This is a genomic window from Psychrobacillus sp. (assembly GCF_032154225.1).
Classification (GTDB): domain Bacteria; phylum Bacillota; class Bacilli; order Bacillales_A; family Planococcaceae; genus Psychrobacillus.
In genome coordinates, this window is record NZ_JALDYF010000011.1 from 1 (window position 1) to 24,397 (window position 24,397).

The 24,397-nt window shown below is 37.9% G+C and carries 22 protein-coding genes and 1 riboswitch; all 22 genes read left to right on the plus strand.

Annotation, left to right across the window (positions count from 1 at the left end):
• The first annotated feature begins 278 nt into the window (after positions 1 to 278).
• The 22 genes from RUH95_RS13955 to RUH95_RS14060 all read left to right on the plus strand — a co-directional run bounded on the left by RUH95_RS13955 (position 279) and on the right by RUH95_RS14060 (position 24,341).
• Positions 279 to 653, plus strand: coding sequence for a nuclease-related domain-containing protein (locus RUH95_RS13955; protein ID WP_313893497.1), 375 nt, complete (start codon positions 279 to 281; stop codon positions 651 to 653).
• 19 nt (positions 654 to 672) lie between these two features.
• Positions 673 to 1,200, plus strand: a complete 528-nt coding sequence (locus tag RUH95_RS13960; protein ID WP_313893498.1) for a hypothetical protein — start codon at positions 673 to 675, stop codon at positions 1,198 to 1,200.
• A gap of 300 nt (positions 1,201 to 1,500) precedes the next feature.
• Positions 1,501 to 1,713 carry an NETI motif-containing protein gene (locus RUH95_RS13965; RefSeq protein ID WP_397469512.1) on the plus strand — a complete coding sequence of 71 codons (213 nt, stop codon included), beginning with the start codon at positions 1,501 to 1,503 and terminating at the stop codon, positions 1,711 to 1,713.
• A 98-nt stretch (positions 1,714 to 1,811) separates the two neighbouring features.
• Positions 1,812 to 1,912: riboswitch (purine riboswitch) on the plus strand.
• A gap of 139 nt (positions 1,913 to 2,051) precedes the next feature.
• Positions 2,052 to 2,540: a 5-(carboxyamino)imidazole ribonucleotide mutase gene (purE, locus tag RUH95_RS13970; RefSeq protein WP_313893499.1), complete on the plus strand. Its 489-nt coding sequence runs from the start codon at positions 2,052 to 2,054 to the stop codon at positions 2,538 to 2,540.
• Positions 2,537 to 3,658 (plus strand): 5-(carboxyamino)imidazole ribonucleotide synthase, encoded by a 1,122-nt coding sequence (purK, locus tag RUH95_RS13975; protein WP_313893500.1) that lies wholly within the window; start codon positions 2,537 to 2,539, stop codon positions 3,656 to 3,658. Before purE ends, purK begins: the two co-directional genes overlap by 4 nt.
• Positions 3,659 to 3,673: 15 nt before the next feature.
• Entirely contained in the window at positions 3,674 to 4,969 is a 1,296-nt protein-coding gene (purB, locus tag RUH95_RS13980) for an adenylosuccinate lyase (protein WP_313893501.1), read from the plus strand.
• A gap of 21 nt (positions 4,970 to 4,990) precedes the next feature.
• Positions 4,991 to 5,707: a phosphoribosylaminoimidazolesuccinocarboxamide synthase gene (gene purC / locus RUH95_RS13985; protein ID WP_313893502.1), complete on the plus strand. Its 717-nt coding sequence runs from the start codon at positions 4,991 to 4,993 to the stop codon at positions 5,705 to 5,707.
• Entirely contained in the window at positions 5,704 to 5,958 is a 255-nt protein-coding gene (gene purS, locus RUH95_RS13990; protein ID WP_313893503.1) for a phosphoribosylformylglycinamidine synthase subunit PurS, read from the plus strand. The genes purC and purS overlap by 4 nt, the downstream gene beginning before the upstream one ends.
• Complete coding sequence (gene purQ, locus RUH95_RS13995; RefSeq protein WP_313893504.1) at positions 5,955 to 6,641, plus strand: phosphoribosylformylglycinamidine synthase subunit PurQ; 687 nt, start codon at positions 5,955 to 5,957, stop codon at positions 6,639 to 6,641. Before purS ends, purQ begins: the two co-directional genes overlap by 4 nt.
• Positions 6,625 to 8,856, plus strand: coding sequence for a phosphoribosylformylglycinamidine synthase subunit PurL (gene purL, locus RUH95_RS14000; protein WP_313893505.1), 2,232 nt, complete (start codon positions 6,625 to 6,627; stop codon positions 8,854 to 8,856). The genes purQ and purL overlap by 17 nt, the downstream gene beginning before the upstream one ends.
• Positions 8,832 to 10,253 carry an amidophosphoribosyltransferase gene (purF, locus tag RUH95_RS14005; RefSeq protein WP_313893506.1) on the plus strand — a complete coding sequence of 474 codons (1,422 nt, stop codon included), beginning with the start codon at positions 8,832 to 8,834 and terminating at the stop codon, positions 10,251 to 10,253. The genes purL and purF overlap by 25 nt, the downstream gene beginning before the upstream one ends.
• 11 nt (positions 10,254 to 10,264) lie before the next feature.
• Positions 10,265 to 11,320 carry a phosphoribosylformylglycinamidine cyclo-ligase gene (purM, locus tag RUH95_RS14010; RefSeq protein ID WP_313893507.1) on the plus strand — a complete coding sequence of 352 codons (1,056 nt, stop codon included), beginning with the start codon at positions 10,265 to 10,267 and terminating at the stop codon, positions 11,318 to 11,320.
• Positions 11,320 to 11,892 (plus strand): phosphoribosylglycinamide formyltransferase, encoded by a 573-nt coding sequence (gene purN, locus RUH95_RS14015; RefSeq protein ID WP_313893508.1) that lies wholly within the window; start codon positions 11,320 to 11,322, stop codon positions 11,890 to 11,892. Before purM ends, purN begins: the two co-directional genes overlap by 1 nt.
• A 36-nt stretch (positions 11,893 to 11,928) precedes the next feature.
• Positions 11,929 to 13,464 carry a bifunctional phosphoribosylaminoimidazolecarboxamide formyltransferase/IMP cyclohydrolase gene (gene purH / locus RUH95_RS14020; RefSeq protein ID WP_313893509.1) on the plus strand — a complete coding sequence of 512 codons (1,536 nt, stop codon included), beginning with the start codon at positions 11,929 to 11,931 and terminating at the stop codon, positions 13,462 to 13,464.
• A gap of 15 nt (positions 13,465 to 13,479) precedes the next feature.
• On the plus strand, positions 13,480 to 14,739 hold the full coding sequence (gene purD / locus RUH95_RS14025) for a phosphoribosylamine--glycine ligase (protein WP_313893510.1): 1,260 nt from the start codon (positions 13,480 to 13,482) through the stop codon (positions 14,737 to 14,739).
• A gap of 233 nt (positions 14,740 to 14,972) precedes the next feature.
• Positions 14,973 to 16,703: an adenine deaminase C-terminal domain-containing protein gene (locus tag RUH95_RS14030; RefSeq protein WP_313893511.1), complete on the plus strand. Its 1,731-nt coding sequence runs from the start codon at positions 14,973 to 14,975 to the stop codon at positions 16,701 to 16,703.
• A gap of 10 nt (positions 16,704 to 16,713) precedes the next feature.
• Positions 16,714 to 17,766, plus strand: a complete 1,053-nt coding sequence (locus RUH95_RS14035) for a DUF3048 domain-containing protein (RefSeq protein ID WP_313893512.1) — start codon at positions 16,714 to 16,716, stop codon at positions 17,764 to 17,766.
• A gap of 28 nt (positions 17,767 to 17,794) precedes the next feature.
• On the plus strand, positions 17,795 to 18,115 hold the full coding sequence (locus tag RUH95_RS14040) for a YerC/YecD family TrpR-related protein (protein WP_313893513.1): 321 nt from the start codon (positions 17,795 to 17,797) through the stop codon (positions 18,113 to 18,115).
• Positions 18,116 to 18,183: 68 nt separating this feature from the next.
• A complete protein-coding gene (pcrB, locus tag RUH95_RS14045; RefSeq protein ID WP_313893514.1) occupies positions 18,184 to 18,864 on the plus strand; it encodes a heptaprenylglyceryl phosphate synthase in 681 nt (226 codons plus the stop codon).
• A 67-nt stretch (positions 18,865 to 18,931) separates the two neighbouring features.
• The gene (gene pcrA / locus RUH95_RS14050) at positions 18,932 to 21,166 is read left to right on the plus strand and encodes a DNA helicase PcrA (protein ID WP_313893515.1); all 2,235 of its coding nucleotides are present in this window, start codon (positions 18,932 to 18,934) and stop codon (positions 21,164 to 21,166) included.
• 24 nt (positions 21,167 to 21,190) lie between these two features.
• Positions 21,191 to 23,191, plus strand: coding sequence for an NAD-dependent DNA ligase LigA (gene ligA / locus RUH95_RS14055; RefSeq protein WP_313893516.1), 2,001 nt, complete (start codon positions 21,191 to 21,193; stop codon positions 23,189 to 23,191).
• Positions 23,192 to 23,204: 13 nt separating this feature from the next.
• The gene (locus RUH95_RS14060; RefSeq protein WP_313893517.1) at positions 23,205 to 24,341 is read left to right on the plus strand and encodes a CamS family sex pheromone protein; all 1,137 of its coding nucleotides are present in this window, start codon (positions 23,205 to 23,207) and stop codon (positions 24,339 to 24,341) included.
• Positions 24,342 to 24,397: the final 56 nt, after the last annotated feature.

The following is a 24,397-nucleotide window of genomic DNA, read 5'->3' on the forward strand; positions in this document are numbered from 1 at the left end:
GCGCCGATGGTAGTTGGGGGTTTCCCCCTGCAAGAGTAGGACGTCGCTGGGCACACAAATAAAAAGTCGTTACCGAGTAATCGGTAACGGCTTTTTTTGTATGAAATTATGATGTATTTATTACAAATAAAAAAAAGCTGAAATTGAATTTTGATGCATTAAACAATCATAAAATTTAATTTTGCTCCTATTCTAGCTATCAAAATTAAATTATCTCCATATTATGTGAACTTACTATTGTGTTAAATATGATAGGATTCCAAAAAAGGGATGATTTATTGATTAGCAAAAAACGTTCTAATGATTATAATTATGTGGGTTTGCAAATGCTTTGTCGGCGTTTACCTGATAGGCATGTGATAAAAAATGTTATTCAGTCAAAGATGTTATCAGCAAAAGCAGGAATAATAGGAGAAACCACGATTGAAAAAGTATTTGAAACATATCAATTTTCTTTTCCATGTCGTGTATTGCACGACATAAGTTTGAACTCGAATGGTAAATTTCAAATAGATACTTTGTTATTCAGTCCGCATTTTGCAGTTATTTTTGAGTTTAAAAATATTGTAGGCGAATTTAAGTTTGAAGGTGATCCTGCTTGTTTAAGACGAACATTAGAGAATGGCCAGGAAGATATAATTCGAGAGTCCTGAAGTGCAGATGGACCGAAATATGTATTTGTTAAGAGAGTGGTTGAAAAAGCGTGAAATAGACATTCCAATTACAGGCGTCAATGTATTTAGTAGTTTTAAATCTATAATTGTTAATCCTCCAGATCACACATCTGTTATTTATGCTTCAACCATTCCGGTTTATCTGAGGAAGCTACAAAGGCAAAAGAAATATTTAAAGGATGTTCAAATGGCAAATATTGAAGAAGATATTGTGCAGAAACATCAACTGTATATGCCATTTCCGATGTGTAAAAATTGGAGAATTGATACGAGAGAGTTAATTACCGGAGTTCAATGTGAAAAATGTGAAAGGTTTGGAATGGAAAAGTTAAAGAAATGGTGGTATTGTCCTTCCTGTGGAAATATTGATCGACTAACACATGAAAGAGCAGTGCGTGACTGGTTTGCACTAGTTAATACTGGTATTACTAATGGAGAGTGTCGGAAGTTTTTACGTATTGATTCTCATCAGCTTTCGAGTAGAATATTAAATTCAATGAACTTGATACGAAAGGGGGAGCTCTAAAAATACGATAAAGTATACTCTTGAATGGAAGTAGCAAATGTATAAGTAATTTTGAAAAATATTAGTATTGGACAATCTCCAGGAACAACTGGACAATCAAATAGATAAGGCGAACAATGCTTCCAGTGACAGCACTCAAATTGAAGTAAATCACTATTTAATGTATTATTAGAGCAACTTAACATCTATATTCTATGATTCAACTTGTACCGTATGAGGAAAAAGCGCTTACTGAGTATCCGCTTTATGAGCAAAGTGATATAAAATACATAAAGAGAAATTGGAGGGTGGATGGCACTTTTGAAAAGACCATCCGTAACAAAAATGAAAAAAGAGACTGTTTGGTTTGAAGTAGAAGAGCATGAAACAATTGCGGCTTGTATGGAAAGAATGGATAAAGAAGGCTTTCAAATTGCGGGTAGAAGAGAGGAACCACTCTTTGCTGAGGTGGATGGGCAACCTGTTCCAATTAGACAAATTATCATGTTAAAAGGAATAAAAGAGACAAATTAATAAAAATCGCACTTAAAACCGAACAATAAAGTTTAACTAAAATTCATTGTTCGTATTTAAGCGTTGACGAGATGCCGTTCACTTGATAAAATAAGAATAGAAATAAACGACAATATCCCCATATATACTAAGGAATTGGCCTTAGTGTTTCTACCATGTCACCGTAAATGACAGGACTATGCGGGAAAGCAACTTTTGGAAAAATGCTAGAGGGATGTGTTTGCATATGTTAGTAATCACACAAAGTCAGCGAATTAACTCCTTAAGTAAACTGCTTTTCATGCATGAAGAGTAGTTTATTTGGGGAGTTTTTTATGCCTTAGGAAGGGACGAAAATAATGAACGCAAAAATTGGTGTAATTATGGGTAGTTCTAGTGATTGGGAAACAATGAAGTATAGCTGTGAAATACTAGATGAATTACATATTCCGTATGAGAAACAAGTAGTGTCTGCACATCGTACGCCAGATTTGATGTTTGAATATGCAGAGCAAGCTAGAGGTAGAGGAATTCAAGTAATTATTGCAGGAGCTGGTGGTGCTGCGCATTTGCCAGGTATGGTTGCTGCAAAAACCACTCTTCCAGTAATTGGTGTTCCGGTTCAATCAAAAGCGCTTAATGGGCTAGATTCTTTATTATCAATCGTGCAAATGCCGGGTGGTGTTCCAGTTGCTACTGTTGCAATAGGAAAAGCTGGTGCAACAAATGCCGGATTACTTGCTGCACAAATACTTTCTATAGAAGATTCAGACGTGACAAGTCGTTTAGAAAAACGTAGAGAAGACACAAAAAACAAAGTATATGAAAGCAATGGTGAGCTTCAATGACAAAAGTAATTTATCCGGGACAAACAATCGGTATTATCGGTGGTGGTCAGCTTGGACGAATGATGGCGTTAGCAGCAAAAGAAGCTGGTTTTAAAGTAGCTGTACTGGAGCCGACAATAGATTCACCATGTGGACAAGTAGCAGATATTCGTATCGTTGCTCCATATAATGATGAAGCTGCATTAGAGGAACTTGCTGAAGTAAGTGACGTAATTACGTACGAATTTGAAAATATTGATTATGCTGGATTGAAGAGATTATCGCAAATTGCTTATGTACCTCAAGGTGCGGAACTGGTGAAGATTACACAAGATCGCATTCTGGAAAAAACAGAAATTCAGGCTTCTGGTGTACCAATTGCGAAATTTGTCGAAGCAAGTACATTTGAAGAACTAGAAAAGCGTATTGACGAAGTTGGTTTTCCTTGTGTAGTGAAAACGGCTCGCGGTGGATATGACGGTAAAGGGCAGCAAATCGTTAAAATAAGAGCTGATCTTTCATTAGCAAAATCACTTTTTGAGCATTCGGCATGTATTGCAGAAGCGTTTGTACCATTTACGAAAGAAATATCTGTCATTGTTCAGCGTAATGGAGAAGGCCAAACATATTGTCTGCCAATCGGTGAAAATATTCATGTGAATCATATTTTGCATGAAACAATCGTACCTGCTCGTATTAGTGATGAACTTGCAAAGAAAGCTATTCGTGCAGCTGAAACAATTGCGAATCATTTAAATCTTGTTGGTACATTAGCTGTAGAGATTTTCGTTTTAGATAATGGTGAAATATTAATAAATGAATTAGCTCCTAGACCACATAATTCTGGTCATTATTCTATTGAGGCATGTAATATTTCACAATTTCATCAGCATGTTCGAGCAGTTTGTGGGTGGCCACTTCGTGAACCAGAGCTTTGGACCGACACTGTCATGGTCAATGTCCTTGGCCAGCATGTGATTCCATTAACAAAATCAATTAGTAAATATCCAAACTGGTCTGTACATTTATATGGGAAAAGTGAAGCGAAAACAAACCGTAAGATGGGTCATGTAACTATTTTATCGTCTAATATTGAACAAACATTGGAAGAAATTAATCAATCTAAAATTTGGTCTTAACCGGGAGGAACTTGAATGATCCAACGATATACACGCCCAGAAATGGGTGCCATATGGACAGAAGAAAATAAATACAACGCTTGGCTTGAAGTGGAGATTTTAGCTTGTGAGGCTTGGGCTGAAATTGGGGATATTCCAAAGGAAGACGTTGTGGCACTTCGCAAAAATGCATCATTCTCTGTAGATCGTATTTTAGAAATTGAAGAAGAAACAAGGCATGACGTTGTGGCGTTTACACGTGCTGTTTCTGAAACATTAGGTGAGGAACGAAAATGGGTACATTACGGACTTACTTCAACAGATGTAGTAGACACAGCTCTTTCTTACTTGATCAAGCAAGCAAATGTTATTTTACGTAAAGATCTTCTGAACTTCATTGAAATTTTGGAGAATAAAGCAAAAGAACATAAGCTGACAGTCATGATGGGACGTACGCATGGTGTACATGCAGAACCCACTACATTTGGTTTGAAGCTTGCACTTTGGACGGAAGAAATGAAACGTAACTTAGAACGTTTTGAAGCAGCGGCTAAATCTATTGAGACAGGAAAAATGTCTGGTGCTGTTGGAACATACGCAAATATTGATCCGTTTGTAGAAAAATATGTATGCGACCATCTAGGACTTGAGGCTTCACCAATTTCGACACAAACATTGCAGCGTGATCGCCATGCACAATATATGAGTGTATTAGCTCTTATCGGTTCTTCTATTGAAAAATTTGCAACGGAAGTTCGTGGGTTACAAAAATCAGAAACTCGTGAAGTAGAAGAATTTTTTGCAAAGGGTCAAAAAGGTTCTTCTGCAATGCCACATAAACGCAATCCAATTGGATCTGAGAATATGGTTGGTTTAGCGAGACTCATTCGTGGTTATATGATGACTGCTTATGAAAACGTAGCTTTATGGCATGAAAGAGATATTTCACATTCATCTGCAGAGCGCGTTATTTTACCAGATGCAACAATCGCATTAAATTATATGTTAAATCGTTTCGGTAATATCGTGAAAAATTTAACGGTGTTCCCTGAAAATATGAAACGCAATATGGATTCCACTTTAGGATTAATTTATTCTCAACGTGTGCTACTAGCACTGATTGACAAAGGGCTTGCACGTGAAACAGCGTATGACACTGTGCAACCACTTGCGATGCAAGCTTGGGAATCTCAAACTGCTTTCCGCACATTTGTAGATGCGGATGAAAAAATCACTTCTTTATTAACAAAAGAAGAGTTGGATGATTGCTTTGACTACAACTATCACATCCAACATGTTGATTTAATTTTCGAGCGTTTAGGACTTAATTAATTTCATTCGGGGGAATTCATAGTGGAAAAAGGTCGTCTATTATACGAGGGTAAAGCAAAGCAATTATTCGCAACAGAAGATGAAAATATACTTTTTGTTTCATATAAGGATAGCGCTACAGCTTTTAATGGAGAGAAAAAAGAAGAAATAGATGGTAAAGGAATTTTGAACAATAAAATTACGACTATTTTATTTCAACAATTAAAAAGGCACGGGATTGATTCACATTTTGTAGAAGAGATTTCGGAAAATGAACAGCTTGTACGAAAAGTAGAAATTATTCCATTAGAAGTAGTTGTTCGTAATGTAGCGGCAGGGAGCCTAGCTAAAAGGCTAGGAATGGAAGAAGGAGTCCTTTTAAAGCATCCAATTGTAGAGTTCTATTACAAGGATGATGCACTAGGAGATCCTATTCTTACAAATGCACATCTTGAATTACTTGAACTGGCAACACCAAAGGAAATAGAAACGATCACAGCAAAAGCGTTAGAAATTAACCATGTATTGCAGCCAATTTTCAAAGAAATCAGCGTTTCATTAATTGATATGAAGTTGGAGTTTGGACGAGATGCACACGGAGAAATCTTACTTGCAGATGAAATATCACCAGACACATGTAGATTATGGGACGATGAAACAAACGAAAAATTAGATAAAGATGTATTTCGCCGCAATTTAGGTAGTTTAACTGAGGTTTACCAAATAATATTATCTCGCCTAGGAGGATTATCAAAATGAAAAAAGTTAAAGTATATGTAACATTACGTGAAAGTGTATTAGACCCACAAGGTTCGGCAGTTATGGGAGCACTTCATTCGATGAATTATAACGAAGTAAAAGACGTTCGTATTGGTAAATTTTTAGAGCTTCAAATCGAAGAAAGTGATCGTGATTTAGATACAATCGTCAAAGAAATGTGTGAAAAGCTTCTTACAAATACAGTAATTGAAGATTACAGCTACGAAGTTGAGGAGGTTAATAACAAATGAAATTCGCAGTAATCGTTTTTCCAGGATCGAACTGTGATTTAGATATGTACCATGCTATTAAAGACGAGCTTGGTGAAGAAGTAGAGTATGTATGGCATGATGAAACAGATTTAAGCAGATTCGATGGAGTGTTATTACCAGGTGGATTCTCTTATGGTGACTACTTACGTTGTGGAGCTATGGCTAACCAATCTAACGTTATGGCTGAAGTTGTAAAAGCAGCGAAAGAAGGCAAACCAGTTTTAGGTATTTGTAATGGATTCCAAGTGCTAACAGAAGCAGGTCTTCTACCAGGAGCACTTTTACGTAACAAAAACTTGAAATTCATGTGCCGTACTGTTGGGCTAAAAGTAGTAAATAATGAAACACAATTTACATCAGAATACGAAAAAGACCAAGTAATTCAAATTCCAATCGCACATGGTGAAGGAAACTACTATTGTGACGAAGAAACTCTTGCAAGTTTAAAAGCAAATAACCAGATCGTGTTCACTTATGCTTCAGAAAATCCAAACGGAAGCATCGAAGACATCGCAGGTATCGTGAATGATAAAGGAAATGTATTAGGAATGATGCCTCACCCAGAGCGTGCTGCAAATGACATTATGGGTGGAGCAGAAGGACTAGCATTATTCAAATCAATAGTGAAACAGTGGAGGGAATCTCATGTCAATCATGCTTGAACCAAATCCGGAGCAAATTAAGGATCAAAAAATATATGCACAAATGGGTATGTCGGATGAAGAATTTGAAATGGTAGAGAAGATTTTAGGTCGTCTTCCTAACTACACAGAAACAGGATTATTTTCTGTTATGTGGTCTGAGCATTGCTCATATAAAAACTCTAAACCAGTATTACGTAAGTTCCCTACAAGTGGACCACAAGTATTACAAGGACCAGGAGAAGGCGCTGGAATCGTAGATATTGGTGACGGTCAAGCAGTAGTATTCAAAATGGAATCTCATAATCACCCTTCTGCTATCGAGCCTTACCAAGGAGCGGCAACAGGTGTTGGTGGAATTATTCGCGACGTATTTTCAATGGGAGCTCGCCCAATTGCGATGTTAAACTCTCTTCGTTTCGGAGAATTAAAAACACCACGAGTGAAATACTTATTTGAAGAAGTTGTAGCTGGTATTGCTGGATACGGTAACTGTATCGGTATTCCAACAGTTGGTGGAGAAATCCAATTCGACGATTGCTACGAAGGTAACCCACTAGTAAACGCAATGTGTGTTGGTTTGATTAACCATGAAGATATTCAAAAAGGAATCGCTGCTGGTACTGGAAATACAGTATTGTATGCAGGTGCTAAAACAGGTCGTGACGGTATTCACGGTGCTACATTTGCATCTGAAGAACTAACAGAAGCTTCGGAAGAAAAACGTCCAGCGGTTCAAGTTGGAGATCCATTCATGGAGAAATTATTACTAGAGGCTTGTTTAGAAGTTATTAAATCAGATGCACTTATTGGAATTCAGGATATGGGAGCAGCAGGATTAACTTCTTCTTCAGCTGAAATGGCATCTAAAGCTGGTTTTGGTGTAGAAATGAACTTAGACTTTGTTCCTCAACGTGAAACTGGGATGACAGCATATGAAATGATGCTTTCAGAATCACAAGAGCGTATGTTAATCGTAGTGAAAAAAGGACGCGAAGATGAAATCACGAAGATTTTTGATAAATACGGCTTGGATTGCGTTGCTGTTGGTAAAGTGACGGATGACAAAATGTTACGTCTTCTTCATAACGGCGAAGTTGTAGCAGAAGTACCTGCGGATGCACTTGCAGAAGAAGCTCCAGTGTATTACAAAACATCTTCTGTACCTTCTTATTTTACAGAATTCCAAGCAATGGAAAACGTAGAGCCGGTAGTTTCTGATTACAAAGAAACATTATTAAACTTACTTCAACAACCAACAATTGCTTCGAAAGAATGGGTTTATGATCAATATGACTACCAAGTGCGTACAAGCACAGTAGTAACACCTGGTTCAGATGCTGCAGTAGTGCGAGTTCGTGGTACGAATAAAGGATTAGCAATGACAACGGATTGTAACTCTCGTTACATCTATTTAGATCCTGTTGAAGGTGGAAAAATTGCAGTTGCAGAAGCAGCTCGTAACGTAGTGTGTTCGGGTGCAAAACCACTTGCAATTACAGACTGCTTAAACTTTGGTAATCCAGAAAACCCTGAAATTTTCTGGCAGCTTGAGAAATCAGCTGATGGTATTTCAGCAGCTTGTATCGCATTAGATTCACCAGTAATCGGTGGTAACGTTTCTTTATATAACGAGCGCAGTGGAGTTGCAGTTTACCCAACACCAACTATCGGTCTAGTTGGACTTGTAGAAGATCTTGCACATGTAACAACTCAATCAGTGAAACAAGCTGGAGATATCGTTTATGTAATTGGTGAAACGAAAACAGAATTCGGTGGATCAGAGCTTCAAAAATTAGTGGAAAAACGTATTTTTGGTAAAGCACCTTCTATCGACTTAGCTGTAGAGGCATCTCGTCAAACAGCTCTACTTACTGCTATAAAAGCTGGAGTTGTAGCTTCTGCACATGATATTGCTGAAGGTGGATTTGCAGTTGCTTTAGCAGAGAAAGCTTTCGGAGCAACTGGTCTTGGAGTTGAAGTAACTATAAATGGCTCTGCAACAACAGCGTTATTTAGTGAATCTCAATCACGTTTCCTTATTACAGTAAAACCTGAAAATGCAGCTAAATTTGAAGACATCGTAAATGATGCAGTTAAAATTGGTGCTGTAACAGATTCAAATAAAGTAATTATTTCTAACGAAGATGGAACTGAATGGATTAACGGTTCTGTTGACGAATTGCGTTCCGCTTGGAAAGGGGCAATACCATGCTTGCTGAAGTCAGAGGCTTAAACGAAGAATGTGGTATATTTGGGATTTGGGGTCATCCAGATCCTGCACCAATTAGCTATTATGGTTTGCACGCTCTTCAACACCGTGGGCAAGAAGGTGCTGGAATAGTAGTAACAGACGGAGAATTTTTACGCGCTATTAAAGGCGAAGGATTAGTGAACGATGTTTTCAATCACGATAAGCTAGGCAATTTAGGTGGAAATGCTGCAATCGCGCATGTTCGCTACGCTACTGCTGGCGGTTCAGGAATTGAAAATGTACAACCACTTCTTTTTAATTCCACAACTGGAAGTCTTGCAATTGCGCATAATGGAAATATTGTGAATGCAAATCATTTAAAACGTAGTTTGGAAAAGCAAGGAAGTATTTTCCAAACTACATCTGATACAGAAGTGTTAGCGCATTTATTGAAAAAAAGTCATCATACTTCTTTAGAAGAACGAGCAAAACAAGCCCTAAAATTATTAGATGGTGCATTTGCATTTGTTATTTTAACTGAAGATGTCATGATGGTTGCGCAAGATCCACACGGCATGCGTCCGCTTTCTCTAGGAAAACTTGGTGATGCTTGGGTAGTTGCATCAGAGACAAGTGCATTTGACTTAATCGGAGCGGAAGTAATTCGTTCTGTAGAACCTGGTGAGTTATTAATTATTAACGACGAAGGTCTTCGTTCAGAACGTTTTGCAGAACCTGCTAATCGTGCAATTTGTACGATGGAATACGTGTACTTTTCAAGACCTGACTCAGATATTGATGGTATTAATATTCATATGGCAAGAAAACGTCTTGGAAAACAACTTGCGAAAGAAATTCAAATTGAGGGTGACATTGTAACTGGCGTACCAGATTCGAGTATTTCTGCTGCAATTGGTTTTTCGGAAGCAACAGGTATTCCATATGAAATGGGTCTTATTAAAAACCGTTACGTTGGTCGTACATTCATTCAACCTTCTCAAGATTTGCGCGAACGTGGAGTGAAAATGAAGCTATCTCCAGTTCGACAAGTTGTAAATGGCAAACGTGTTGTTATGGTAGATGACTCAATCGTACGTGGAACAACTTCTAAACGAATTGTTAAAATGCTGAAAGAGGCTGGAGCAAAAGAAGTGCATGTAGTTATTAGCTCACCTCCACTGAAAAGTCCTTGTTTTTATGGAATTGATATTAGCACAGATTCAGAATTAATTGCTTCTAACAATAGCATTGAAGAAATGCGAGAGTTAATCGGAGCTGATTCTCTATCATTTTTATCTGTTGAAGGAATGGTTGAAGCAATTGGTCGTACAGATGAAGGAAAAAACTGTGGACATTGTTTAGCATGTTTTACAGGCGAATATCCAACGTCTATTGCTGCAAATACGAAATTACCGCATGAAAAAGAGCTTGTTCGATAGGAGGATTTTACATGTCAAAGGCATATGAAAAAGCTGGAGTAAATATTGAAGCAGGCTATGAAGCTGTTCAAAGAATGAAGTCGCATGTCGAACGTACAGCAAGAAAAGGAATCATGGGTACATTTGGTGGTTTTGGCGGAATGTTTGACCTGTCTTCATTAAACTATAAAGAGCCTGTATTAATTTCTGGTACAGACGGGGTTGGAACGAAGTTAAAACTTGCGTTCATGACTGATTCACACGATACAATCGGTGTAGACTGTGTTGCAATGTGTGTTAATGACATCGTTGCACAAGGAGCAGAGCCATTGTTTTTCCTTGACTATGTTGCAGTAGGAAAAGCAGTACCTGAGCGTATTGAACAAATCGTTAAAGGTGTTGCAGATGGCTGTGTGCAATCTGGAGCGGCTTTAATCGGTGGAGAAACAGCTGAAATGCCAGGTTTATACGAGGAAGACGAGTATGACTTAGCTGGATTTGCAGTTGGTGCTTGTGAAAAATCAAAAATCGTAACGGGTGAAAAAATTGCAGAAGGTGACGTTTTAGTTGGAATTGCTTCTAGCGGCGTTCATTCAAATGGTTATTCGCTTGTGCGTAAAATTGTTTTTGAAGAGCAAGGTTATACACCAAGTACAGTTGTAGAAGGATATGAAGGTCTTGGCGAAATTGGTAAGGCACTTCTAACTCCAACAAAAATTTATGCGAAGCCAGTAATGGAAATGCATAATGCACTATCTATTCACGGAATGGCACATGTAACGGGCGGTGGTTTTTACGAAAACTTACCACGTATGATGCCGGAAGGTCTAGCAGTAGAAGTAGATTTAGGTTCATGGGAAGTACTTCCTGTATTCCATTTCCTGAAGGAAAAAGGTGAACTTACAGATCGCGATTTATATAATGTCTTTAATATGGGAGTAGGCTTTGTTATTGCAATATCTGCTGATGAAGCGGAAAAAGCAATCGCAATCGCTGAATCTCATGGTGAAAAAGCATACACAATTGGTCGTGTTGTGAAAGGTGAAGGAGTTATCTTCAACGGTACGCATGACGGGAGTTTAGTGTAATGGCTGGAACACCGAAATTTGCGGTATTTGCTTCAGGGAGTGGCAGTAATTTTCAAGCTATTTATGATGCAATTGAATCAGGTAAATTAGCTGGTTCGATTGAGCTTGTTGTAACAGACAAGCCAAATGCCTATGTAATTGAAAGAGCACAAAAAGTCGGGATTAAAACACTAGTTTTGATTCCAAAAGAATTCACTTCAAAAGCGGCATATGAGCAAGCTATTTTAGAAAAGCTTGTGGCGCTTAATATAGAATGGGTTGTATTAGCAGGGTATATGCGTTTAATAGGAGACGTCTTATTGGATGCCTACCCGAATAAAATCATTAATATTCATCCATCTTTATTGCCTTCATTTCCAGGAAAAGATGCCATTGGACAAGCAATGGATCATGGAGTGAAAGTAACTGGTGTAACAGTTCACTATGTCGATGCTGGAATGGACACTGGTTCAATCTTAGCACAGCAGGCTGTTATTGTAGTTAATGGAGATAAAGAACGAACAGAAACACTTATTCATGAAGTGGAACATGAGCTGTATACAAAAACATTACAACAGTTATGGAGCCGGTAATCATTACCGGCTTTTCTTATAAAAGGAGGAATTTACGTGTCAAAACGTGCTTTAATTAGTGTTTCAGATAAATCAGGTATTCTCGAATTTGCAAAAGAGTTGGAACTACTTGGTTATGAAATTTTATCAACTGGTGGAACAAAAGCGTTTCTTGAACAAAACGGAGTTGCGATTACATCAGTAGACCAAGTAACAAACTTTCCAGAAATTTTGGATGGTCGAGTAAAAACATTAAATCCTATGATTCATGGTGGACTATTAGCAAAACATGACGATCCTTCTCACCAAGCACAATTAGAAGAACATAGCATTACACCAATTCAAGTAGTATGCGTGAACTTATATCCTTTCCGTGAAACAATTTCAAAACCAAATGTTGCTTTTGAAGATGCAATCGAAAATATTGATATTGGTGGACCATCTATGTTGCGTTCAGCAGCTAAAAATCATCAATACGTAACAGTAGTAACAGATGCAACGGACTATCCAGAAGTATTGGCACAGCTAAAAGAAAGTGGCGCAACTACACTAGAAACTCGCCGTAAACTTGCTGCGAAAGTATTCCGTCATACTGCGGCTTACGATGCATTGATTGCTGGCTATATGACTGATTTGGCTGGGGAAGAATTCCCGGAATTATTGACACTTACATATGAGCGTAAACAATCTCTACGTTACGGTGAAAACCCACATCAACAAGCAGCATTTTATAAACGTCCACTTGGATCAGATTTCTCTATTGCTTCTGCTACTCAATTGCACGGTAAAGAGCTTTCTTATAATAATATCCAAGATGCAAATGCAGCTATCCAAATCATTAAAGAATTCGAAATTCCAGCTGCTGTTGCTGTGAAGCATATGAATCCTTGTGGTGTTGGAACTGGTGAAACAATTGCTGATGCTTTCCAAAAAGCGTATGAAGCAGACGAAACGTCTATTTTCGGAGGGATTATCGCATTGAACCGTGAAGTAGACGCGAAAACGGCGAAAACATTAGCGGGTATTTTCTTAGAAATCATTATTGCACCTTCATTTTCAGAAGAAGCAATTTCTATGTTAACGGCGAAAAAGAATATTCGCTTGATGACGATTTCATTTGAACAAACGAAAAAAGATGCTATGAATACAGTGTCTGTTGAAGGTGGTTTATTAGTTCAATCACCTGATGCATTTGGTTTAAAAGATGCTGATGTAAAAGTAGTAACAGACCGTGAGCCTACTGCTGAAGAGTGGAAAGCGTTAGAACTTGGCTGGAATGTTGTAAAACATGTGAAATCAAATGCAATTGTTGTTGCAGCAGAAGATATGACTATTGGCGTTGGTGCTGGGCAAATGAACCGTGTAGGATCAGCAAAAATTGCATTAGAGCAAGCTGGTGAGCGTGCAAAAGGAGCTGCACTTGCTTCTGACGCATTTTTCCCGATGAATGATACAGTAGAAACAGCTGCAAAAGCTGGTATTACAGCAATCATTCAACCAGGTGGATCTGTGAAAGACCAAGATTCCATCGATAAAGCAAATGAATACGGAATTGCCATGGTATTCACTGGCGTTCGCCATTTCAAACACTAAGGAGGCGCATCTCATATGAAGATTCTCGTAATAGGTAGTGGCGGCCGTGAACATGCCATCGTAAAGCAATTTAGTCATTCCCCTTCTGTAAGTGAGGTATTTGTAGCACCAGGAAATGCTGGTATGGCAAAAGATGCACAAATTGTTCCAATTGATGTAATGGCATTTGAAGAGCTTGCACAGTTTGCGAAAAATAATGCGATTGATTTGACGTTTGTTGGTCCAGAGCAACCACTTGTAGCTGGAATCGTCGATCATTTCATGAAGCATGACCTTCGTATTTTTGGACCGAACAAAGCTGCGGCACAATTGGAAGGCAGTAAAACATTTGCTAAAGAGCTGATGAAAAAATATAATATCCCAACTGGTGCATATGAAACATTTACTGATGTTGATAAAGCGAAAGCATATATTGAAAAGCTAGGTGCTCCAATTGTTGTGAAAGCTGATGGCCTTGCTGCAGGTAAAGGCGTTGTAGTTGCTCTGACAGTAGAAGAAGCGAACGGTGCAGTAGAAGATATGATTGGCAATCAATTATTTGGTGAATCATCTTCTAGTGTAGTAATTGAAGAGTTTTTGGACGGGGAAGAAATTTCGTATATGTCATTTGTTCATAACGGACAAATTTATCCAATGGTTATTTCACAAGATCATAAACGTGCATATGAAGGGGACAAAGGGCCGAACACTGGCGGTATGGGTGCTTACTCTCCTGTGCCTCAAATTGCCAACGAAGTAGTACAGTTAGCGTATGATACAGTCGTTGTTCCTACAGTGAAAGCAATGGAGCAAGAAGGCACACCATTCACGGGCATTTTATATGCAGGGCTTATTATTACGAAAGAAGGACCAAAAGTAATTGAGTTTAATGCTCGATTCGGTGATCCTGAAACGCAAGTAGTACTTCCAAGAATGACGAGTGATTTCGGATTATTTATGACTGCATTGCTAGATGAAAAACCATTCGATTTAAAATGGTCGGATAGAGAAATTCTTGGTGTAGTAATTGCATCTGCTGGTTATCCAGGAGATATGAAAAAAGGTGCTAAGCTGCCGGATCTTTCTGTTTTAGAAGAGGCTGGTCTTCATGTGTTCCATGCAGGAACAAAAGTTGTAGGGGAAAACTTAGTAGCGAATGGCGGGCGTGTTATTTTAGTTGTAGCGAGCGAAGCAACTTTAAAAGTAGCACAGAAAAAAGTATATGAAGGTTTATCTAAACTTACTTGGGATGGTTTATTCTTCCGAAAAGATATCGGCTGGAGAACTTTCCAATAATAAAAATCCATTTACTCCGTATTAATGGGGTAAATGGATTTTTATATATATGTTCTAAATGTAGGTATGAATTTAGTTAAATCGGATGGTCCACTTGCTTAGACCAAAATGCCATAAAGGTAACATAAATTCAATCAAAACTATCAAAAAATAACAATGAACACTTTGCTTTACTAAAGTGATATGCTACTATTATTTTAATAAGCTATCTTAAAGGAAGGAGACTGGCTAAAATGCAATATCCTATATGGAAAATAGAAGAAATTAGACATCAAATAGAAGTCGTAAATAGAACACAATCGCCAAATATTCTTATAACGAATGCGACTTATTTACATAGTCATTTAAAGAAATGGATTACCGGTAATATTTGGATCGTAAAAGATCGAATTGTATATACGGGCCTAGAAATGCCACTCGTTTCTGAAAAAACGGAAGTATATGATGCAACTGGCCAAAAGATTGTACCAGGATATATTGAACCACACTCGCATCCATTTCAGCTATATCATCCACAAACATTTGCAGATTATGCTGCACAAGGTGGGACAACTACATTTATAGCAGATAACTTAACATTATTTTTGGCACTTGAAAATAAGAAAGCGTTTTCAATTATGGATGAATTGAGTGAGCTTCCTTTTACTTTTTATTGGTGGGCTCGATTTGATTCGCAAACAGAATTGATAAATGAAGAAGAAGTGTTTACTTCAAGAACTGTTGGAGAATGGATTGAACGCCCCGATGTAATTATGGGTGGAGAGTTAACTGGCTGGCCAAGATTACTTTCAGGAGACGATCAAATGTTGTATTGGATGCAGCAAGCGAAGTCGAATGGCATGAAGATTGAAGGGCATTTTCCTGGTGCCTCTGAACAGACGCTTGCACGTATGCGTTTATTAGGAGCGGATGGAGATCATGAAGCAATGACGATTGAAGAAGTAGAAAGAAGAATTTTACACGGCTATGCAGTTACATTACGCCATTCTTCCATTCGTCCGGACTTGCCGAATTTATTAAAAGGAATATTAGAAAAAGATTTACGTATTTTCGATCATTTAATGATGACGACGGACGGAGCAACTCCTTCGTTCCATGTGGATGGTGTCATAGACAAATGTATTCAAGTTGCACTTGATGCAGGTGTCGATCCAATTGATGCATATTTAATGGCTTCATTCAATGCTGCGAAATATTATAATCTGTCTAATTTACATGGTGTAATTGCAACTGGAAGATTTGCAACATTAAACTTTTTAGAAAACGAGCAAAATCCAGTGCCGATAGCTGTTTTATCTAAAGGAGTATGGTTAAAGAAAGCACAAGAAAAAGTGCATGCGCTTGCTCTAATTGATTGGTCACATATGCCAGCATTCGATTTGGAATTTGATTTAACGGATGATGATTTTCAATTTTCGATGCCTTTTGGAATTCATATGGTCAATGATGTTATTACAAAACCATATTCAGTTTCTGTTGATACAACGGACAATGAACTTTCAAGTGAGCATGACGAAAGCTTTCTTCTTCTAATTGATCGTCATGGAAAATGGAAAGTGAGCACGATGATTAAAGGATTTGCTACTACATTAAAAGGTTTCGCATCATCTTATTCAAGTACAGGTGATATTTTATTGATTGGAAAGAACAAAAAGAGTATGCTAAAAGCCTTCCAAGAAATGAAAGCTATGCGCGGTGGTATTGTTATTGTAGACAATGATGACGTTGTTTGTACGATCAAACTACCGATAGGTGGAACACTTTCGGATAAACCTATGGAACAATTAATAGAAGAAGAATTACTATTCAAGAAAGAGCTGGCAGAAAGAGGATTTACGCATGGGGATGCTATTTATACATTATTATTCTTGCAAGCTACACATTTACCATATGTTCGAATTACCCAAAGAGGTATTTTTGACGTGATGAAGAAACAAGTACTATTTCCAGCTGTTATGAGGTAGGAGGAGTGAAATGTTCAAAAAATGGGGTATTGTATTTGCGATAAGTTTGCTTGCACTCGCCGCTTGTTCGAAAGAAGAAGTAATAGAGGAAGAGGCAGGGGAAGTTTCTGAGGAACTAGAAGAAGTAGAGGAAATTGTAGAAGAAGAGGTTGCGCTTCCGTTTATGGCTCCATTTACTGGAGTTGGTTCGGAACAAGAGGTAACACAAAGGGCGATTCTTGTTACAATGAATAACCACCCAAGTGCGAGACCACAGTCCGGTATTGCTCAAGCCGATGTCGTATACGAAATGCTTGCAGAAGGAAATGTTACAAGATTTCTTGCGTTATATCAGAGTGAAATACCAGATTTAATAGGGCCTGTAAGAAGTGCACGTGATTATTTTGTGAATATCGCAAAAGGGTTGGACGCTTTTTATATTGCACATGGCTATAGTCCGGCGGCACAGAAAATGTTAAATGCAAAAGTCGTGGATAATATTAATGGCATGCAATATGACGGTACTTTATTTCATCGATCGAAAGAACGAAAAGCACCGCATAATTCGTATATTACAAAAGACAAAATTTTCGCTGGTGCTGAAAAAGTTGGAGCTTCGATGGAACTTAAAAAGACCCCAGTGTTCTCTTTTTATGATTCGATAGAAGGAGCTAAACTAGGCCAACCGGTATCTAGCGTGAGCGTTCAATATGGTTCAGGATCAAGTTTTGAAAATCAGTATACGTATATTGCAGAAGAAGGTATTTATGAACGAAAAACAGCAGGTATTTTAACGACGGATAAAGAGACAGCAGAACCTGTTAAACTAGCAAATCTAGTTTTTATGGAAATACCACATAAAGTAATTGATAACTCTGGTAGACAAGAGATCACGTTGACCGAGGGTGGAAGAGCATATCTTTTTCAAGCGGGGCTCATGAAAGAAATTGAATGGGAAAATGTTGATGGTATTCTCATTCCAATGGAAAATGGAGTACCTGTGAAGCTTGTAAAAGGAAAAACGTGGATAAGTTTTGTTCCAACGAAAACTGGACTTGAAGGTATGGTCAACTTTTTACCATAATAGTAGATTGGGAAGAGGAGATATGTAGATGCAAATCGAAAAAATAAAAGGACATCAAACAGATCAATTGTTTAAAGCTGTCCTAGAATTAAAAGATATAGACGAATGTTATCGATTTTTTGATGATCTATGTACAATTAGTGAAATCCAGTCATTGGCACAGCGATTTGAAGTAGCACATTTATTGAGATTGAAAAAAACATACGAAGCGATTAAAAAAGAAACTGGTGCGAGCACAGCAACTATTTCCCGTGTTAGACGCTGTTTTGACTATGGAAACGACACCTATGATGAAATGCTTGGACGTTTATATCCAGACGAACAACCTTTTCAAAATCCAAGAAGCTGAACAGAAACCTCTGTTCAGTTTTTTTGTTATAATGGAGAAATGTAAAGTAACTAATAGTAGGTGAAGAAATGGAATATAAAGAATGGCGACATATATTTAAGTTAGACCCGGCAAAAGAAATTAGTACAGAAGCATTGGAAAAGGTTTGTGAATCAGGAACCGATGCGATTATTATTGGAGGGTCTGATGGTGTAACGCTTGATAATGTCATTGATTTATTAATGCGTGTTCGACGTTATGCTGTACCTGTAGCTTTAGAAGTGTCAACGATTGAGTCAATCACACCAGGTTTTGATTTTTATTTTATTCCGAGTGTATTAAATAGTACTGACACAAAATGGGTGAAGGATTTGCATCATGCGGCGATGAAAGAATTTGGTGAAGTGATGAACTGGGAAGAAATTATTACGGAGGGATATTGTATTTTAAATCCGGATTGTAAAGCAGCGAATTTGACGAATGCTAAGTTACCCGAGTCAGCCGAAGAAATTATTGCGTATGCGCAAATGGTGGAGCATATGTTTAAGTTCCCTATTTTTTATATGGAATATAGCGGAATTTATGGAGATGTGGAAGTTGTTCAAAAAGTAAGTGAAGGTCTTGAACGAACACAGCTATTCTACGGTGGAGGAATTCAAACGGAGGCACAAGCACGCGAAATGGGTGCTTATGCGGATACGATCATTGTTGGCAATCACGTATATGAAAACTTAGAAGAAGCTTTAAAAACAGTAAAAGCAGTACAGTAAAATTTGAGAAAACAGATATTCACATGTATAATAGCGAGAACAAACGTTCTTGAAAAGGAAGTGCATTATGGAACTTATAGCGAAAAATTTATTGAACGGCATGAATCCAGAACAAGCAAAAGCAGTGAAAAAAACAGAAGGACCTCTTCTAATTATGGCTGGAGCAGGTTCTGGGAAAACACGCGTATTAACACATCGAATTGCTTATTTAGTTGTGGAAAAAGAAGTATATCCATCGAAAATTCTTGCGATTACATTTACAAATAAAGCAGCAAGAGAAATGCGAGAACGTATTGATGGTCTGCTAGGAGCAGGAACTGGTGAACGTATGTGGGCATCTACATTCCACTCTATGTGTGTCCGTATTTTAAGAAGAGATATTGATCGAATCGGTTTTTCGAAAAGCTTCTCGATTTTGGATACGACAGATCAATTGTCCGTCATAAAAACTATTTTAAAAGAACAAAACATCGACTCCAAACAATATGATCCACGTTCAATGTTAAATGCTATTAGTGGTGCTAAAAATATTTGCATCGACGCAGATACATATAAAGCGCAGATGAATGAACATAATCCGTTTGAGAAAATAGCAGCAGAAGTATATTTAGGGTATGAAAAACGATTAAGAAAAAACCAATCCCTCGATTTTGATGATCTCATCATGACCACACTTACACTATTTAAACGCGTTCCTGAAGTGTTAGAGTTCTACCAAAACAAATTTCAATATATTCACGTAGATGAGTACCAAGATACAAATAAAGCACAGTATGAATTAGTTCAAATGCTGGCGGCGAAATTTAAAAATATTTGTGTGGTTGGCGACTCGGATCAGTCTATTTATCGCTGGCGTGGAGCGGATATTCAAAATATTTTATCGTTCGAAAAAGATTATCCAGATGCAACTGTCATTATGCTGGAGCAAAATTATCGTTCATCTAAACGAATCCTTCAAGCAGCAAATGACGTCATTGGGAATAATGCAAGCAGATATCCGAAAGTGCTTCGTACGGACAATCATGATGGAGAAAAGATTCAGCTTTATCGTGCCTATAATGAGCAGCAAGAATCTCAATTTGTTGTGCAAACAATCCAAGAGCTAATGGAAAATGAAAACCGCACACTCAATGATTTCGCAATATTGTATCGCACAAATGCTCAATCACGTGTCATGGAGGAAGTGCTCGTTAAATCGAATATGGCCTATACAATCGTTGGAGGAACAAAGTTCTATGATCGCAAGGAAATTAAAGATTTACTTGCATATCTTCGACTAATTGCCAATAACGATGATGATTTGTCACTTGCACGTATTATTAATGAGCCGAAGCGAAATATTGGTGCTACTTCATTTGAACGAATGGCGCGGTATGCAATGGAACAAGATCGTTCTATTTTAGATGCTTTAAATGAAGTTGATTTTATGGGATTACCAGCGCGTGCTGTCAATTCAGTCGTTCAATTCCATGGCCTACTTCAAAACTTTACACAAATGCAAGAATTTTTGTCGGTAACAGAAATTGTGGAGCAAGTGCTTGATAAAACAGGTTATCGAACGATGTTAAAAAATGAAAAGACGATTGAAGCAGAAAGTCGTTTAGAAAATATTGAAGAGTTTTTATCTGTGACGAAAGCATTTGAAAAAAATAGTGAGGATAAATCGCTTGTGGCTTTCTTGACCGATTTAGCACTGATTTCAGATATTGATAAATTGGATGAAGAGGAAGATACGTCACAAGGAAATATTATTTTAATGACAATGCATGCTGCAAAAGGACTTGAGTTTCCAATTGTATTTATCATTGGTATGGAAGAAAATGTTTTTCCACATTCACGCTCCATTGGAGATGATGATGAGATGGAAGAAGAACGTCGCCTTGCTTATGTAGGAATAACTCGAGCAGAAGAAAGACTTGTCATCACTTGTGCTCAATCTAGAACTCTTTTTGGACGTTCTAACTTTAATAATCCCTCTCGTTTTATCGCAGAAATTTCGGATGATATTATCGAAACAATTGGTGGACAAAAAGCAAGTCAGCAAGGGCAAGGAGCTTATGCGCGTTCGCAAACAATTGCACAACCGCAAAGAACAGCTGTTACTTTACCAGCATATAGTGCATCTGGTGGAGAAAAAATGGGCTGGCAAGTTGGAGATAAAGCAGCGCATAAAAAATGGGGCGAAGGGATGGTCGTTAGTGTACGTGGACAAGGGGAAGAAATTGAACTCGACATTGCGTTCCCAAGTCCAACAGGTATTAAACGATTATTAGCCAAATTTGCACCAATTGAAAAAGTATAATTCACTTAGTGGAGGAAACACGGCATGGATAAATTAGAACAACGCGTAAAAGAGCTAAATAAGCTTTTATATGACTACGGATATGCGTACTATACATTAGATACCCCACTCGTGTCGGATGCGGTTTACGATCAATATTTGAACGAATTGATCGCTTTGGAAGAGCAACACCCAAGCTTAGTGTTACCCGATTCTCCGACACAACGAGTTGGAGCATCTGTAAGCGAAGGATTTCAAAAAGTAACGCATACGACACCAATGCTCAGCCTTTCTAATGCATTTAGCGAAGAAGATTTACTAGACTTTGATCGACGAATTCGAGGAATGATTGATGAAACACCAACATATGTATGTGAGCTAAAAATCGATGGACTAGCAGTTTCTCTTTTATATGAGGATGGCATTTTAGTTCGTGGTGCAACTCGAGGAGATGGAACTACAGGGGAAGATATTACAACGAATATAAAAACGATTCGTGTTGTACCACTTCGTTTGAAGGATAATGTAACGCTTGAAGCAAGAGGCGAAGTATATATGTCGAAAGCTTCTTTCCAAAAGTTAAATGAAGAACGAGCGGAACGCGAAGAAGAGCTTGCCGCTAATCCACGAAATGCAGCAGCGGGATCGCTCCGTCAGCTAGATTCTAAAATAGCGGCAAGCAGAAACCTTTCGATGTTCGTCTATGGAATGGGAGATTCTGAAGTGCAAAATATCGATGCACATTCGGAAGCATTAAACTATTTCAGTGTGCAAGGATTACCTACAAATAAAGAAACGAGAGTATGTTCTTCGATGGAAGAAGTAATTGCATTTGTTCAGGAATGGACTGCTAAGCGGACAGATTTACCATATGAAATTGATGGAATTGTTATTAAAGTAGATGAATACGCACAGCAAGAAGAACTTGGTTTTACAGCGAAAAGTCCACGTTTTGCGATTGCCTACAAGTTCCCAGCAGAAGAAGTAGTAACGACTATTATCGGGATCGACTTAACGATTGGACGAACAGGTGTAATAACACCGACTGCTATTTTGGAACCTGCACAAGTAGCCGGTTCTACTGTTCAACGTGCTTCTTTACACAATGAAGATTTAATTCGTGAAAAAGATATTCGTATCGGTGACCGTGTCATTATTCGAAAAGCTGGAGATATTATTCCTGAAGTTGTTGGAGTTATTTTGGAGGAAAGAAAAGGCACAGAAATTCCATACGAAATGCCAACAAATTGCCCAGCATGTGATAGTGAATTAGTCCGAATCGAAGAAGAAGTAGCTTTACGTTGTGTTAACCCAACATGCCCAGCACAAATCCAAGAAGGTATTTATCATTTTGCATCTCGAAACGCAATGAATATCGAAGGATTAGGTGAAAAAGTAGTAGAGCAATTATTTAGAGAGCAGCTAGTGAAGGACATATCAGATTTATATAAACTAACGGTAGATGATTTAGTAAAATTAGAACGAATGGGTTTGAAGTCAGCTACTAATTTAGTGGAAGCGATTGAATCCTCTAAAACAAATTCAATGGAGCGAGTATTGTTTGGTTTGGGTATCCGTCATATCGGAGAAAAAGCTGCAAAAATTTTGTCGGAAACTTATCATCACTTCGATGCGTTAATGTTAGCGAATAAAGAAGAGCTTATACAGATTTTTGAAATCGGAGAAAAGATGGCGGATTCTATCATTACTTATTTTGAACAAGAAGAAGCAGTTCAATTAATCGAACGATTAAAAGAAGTGGGGCTTGCTTTACAATACACAGGAAAAATTGTCGATGCTGCTACATTAGAAAATGGTTTATTTGCAGGGAAAACAGTTGTATTGACAGGAAAGCTTACACAATTAACACGCCAAGAAGCGAAAGAACAGATTGAAGCATTAGGTGGCAAAGTTGCGGGAAGTGTAAGTAAAAAAACCGATTTAGTCATTGCAGGAGAAGAAGCCGGGTCTAAGCTGGAGAAAGCAACTAGCTTAGGAATTGAAACTTGGGATGAGCAAAAATTGCTAGATCAGTTAGCAGAGTAAAGGGGTAATGAACATGGTGAAAAAAAGGGTAGGCATATCCATGTTGGCTTTGTTGCTACTTATTTCTGGATGTACTCCTTCTATGAAAATGGAACCGGAAGTCGTTCAAGATACAGAGCAAGAAGCAACGAAAACAGTAATCATACCAAGCTTACAATTAGATGATGCGTATTATCGCACGGTATTACCTTATGAGGAAAGTAAAAGTAGAGGGTTAATCGTTTCTAATTTAGCTACTAAATACGATATGAAAGAAGTGGAAACTGGACTGCTTCGCATATCCCAAAAACAATTTTCTCCTGATAAGTATTTATTTCAAGAAGGGCAGTATTTAAAAAGCAGTGAGTTAAAAGACTGGTTAGCAAGAAGTAATCAAGAAAAAAGCGGTTTAAATCCTAGCGATGAAGGGCTTATTGGAGAAGAAAAAGCAAAAAATGCTCCAGTTTATATTACACATATTGTGGAACAAAATTATTTGGTAAAAGAAGATAATAAAGTAAAGCTTGCAGGAGTTTCAATCGGGCTAGCTTTGAATTCCATTTACTATTACCGCAAAGAAGATTTTGGAGCAACATATGAGGAAGTATTAACACAAGCACAAATCGAAGAAAACGGGAAGAGAATTGCGGATGAAGTTGTGAGTAGAATGCGCCAAATGGAAGACTTAGCAAATGTACCAATTGTTGTTGGTCTTTTTAAACAAAATAGTAGGAATGCTGTCGTACCTGGAACATATTTTACGTATAGCGTTGCACCAGAAGGCAAAAATGTCTCGGAATGGACTGCTATTGACGAAGAATATGTTTTATTTCCTACTGCAGCATCAGAAGAAAAACATCGTGATTTAGATACTGCTTTCCGTAGTTTTAAGCAAGAAGTTGAAAGGTATTTTTCTAACTATACAAGTGTTATTGGTACAGGTTATTTTAAAGACAAGCAGCTTCAAAAATTGACGATTACAATACCGATTCAGTTTTATGGAACGGCTGAAATTATTGGCTTTACACAGCATGTTGCTGGCTTGATGATGAATCAATTTACTCCCGCCACTCATGTGGAAGTGCGCGTTACTTCATTGAATGGGGAAGAAGCTTTATTGATAAAGAAACCAAATGATGAAAAACCTTATGTTCACATATATGGGCAGTGATAGTTCTCTGTTCAATTAGTGTGAAAAATGATATGATACTTCTTATGGTTATCGAA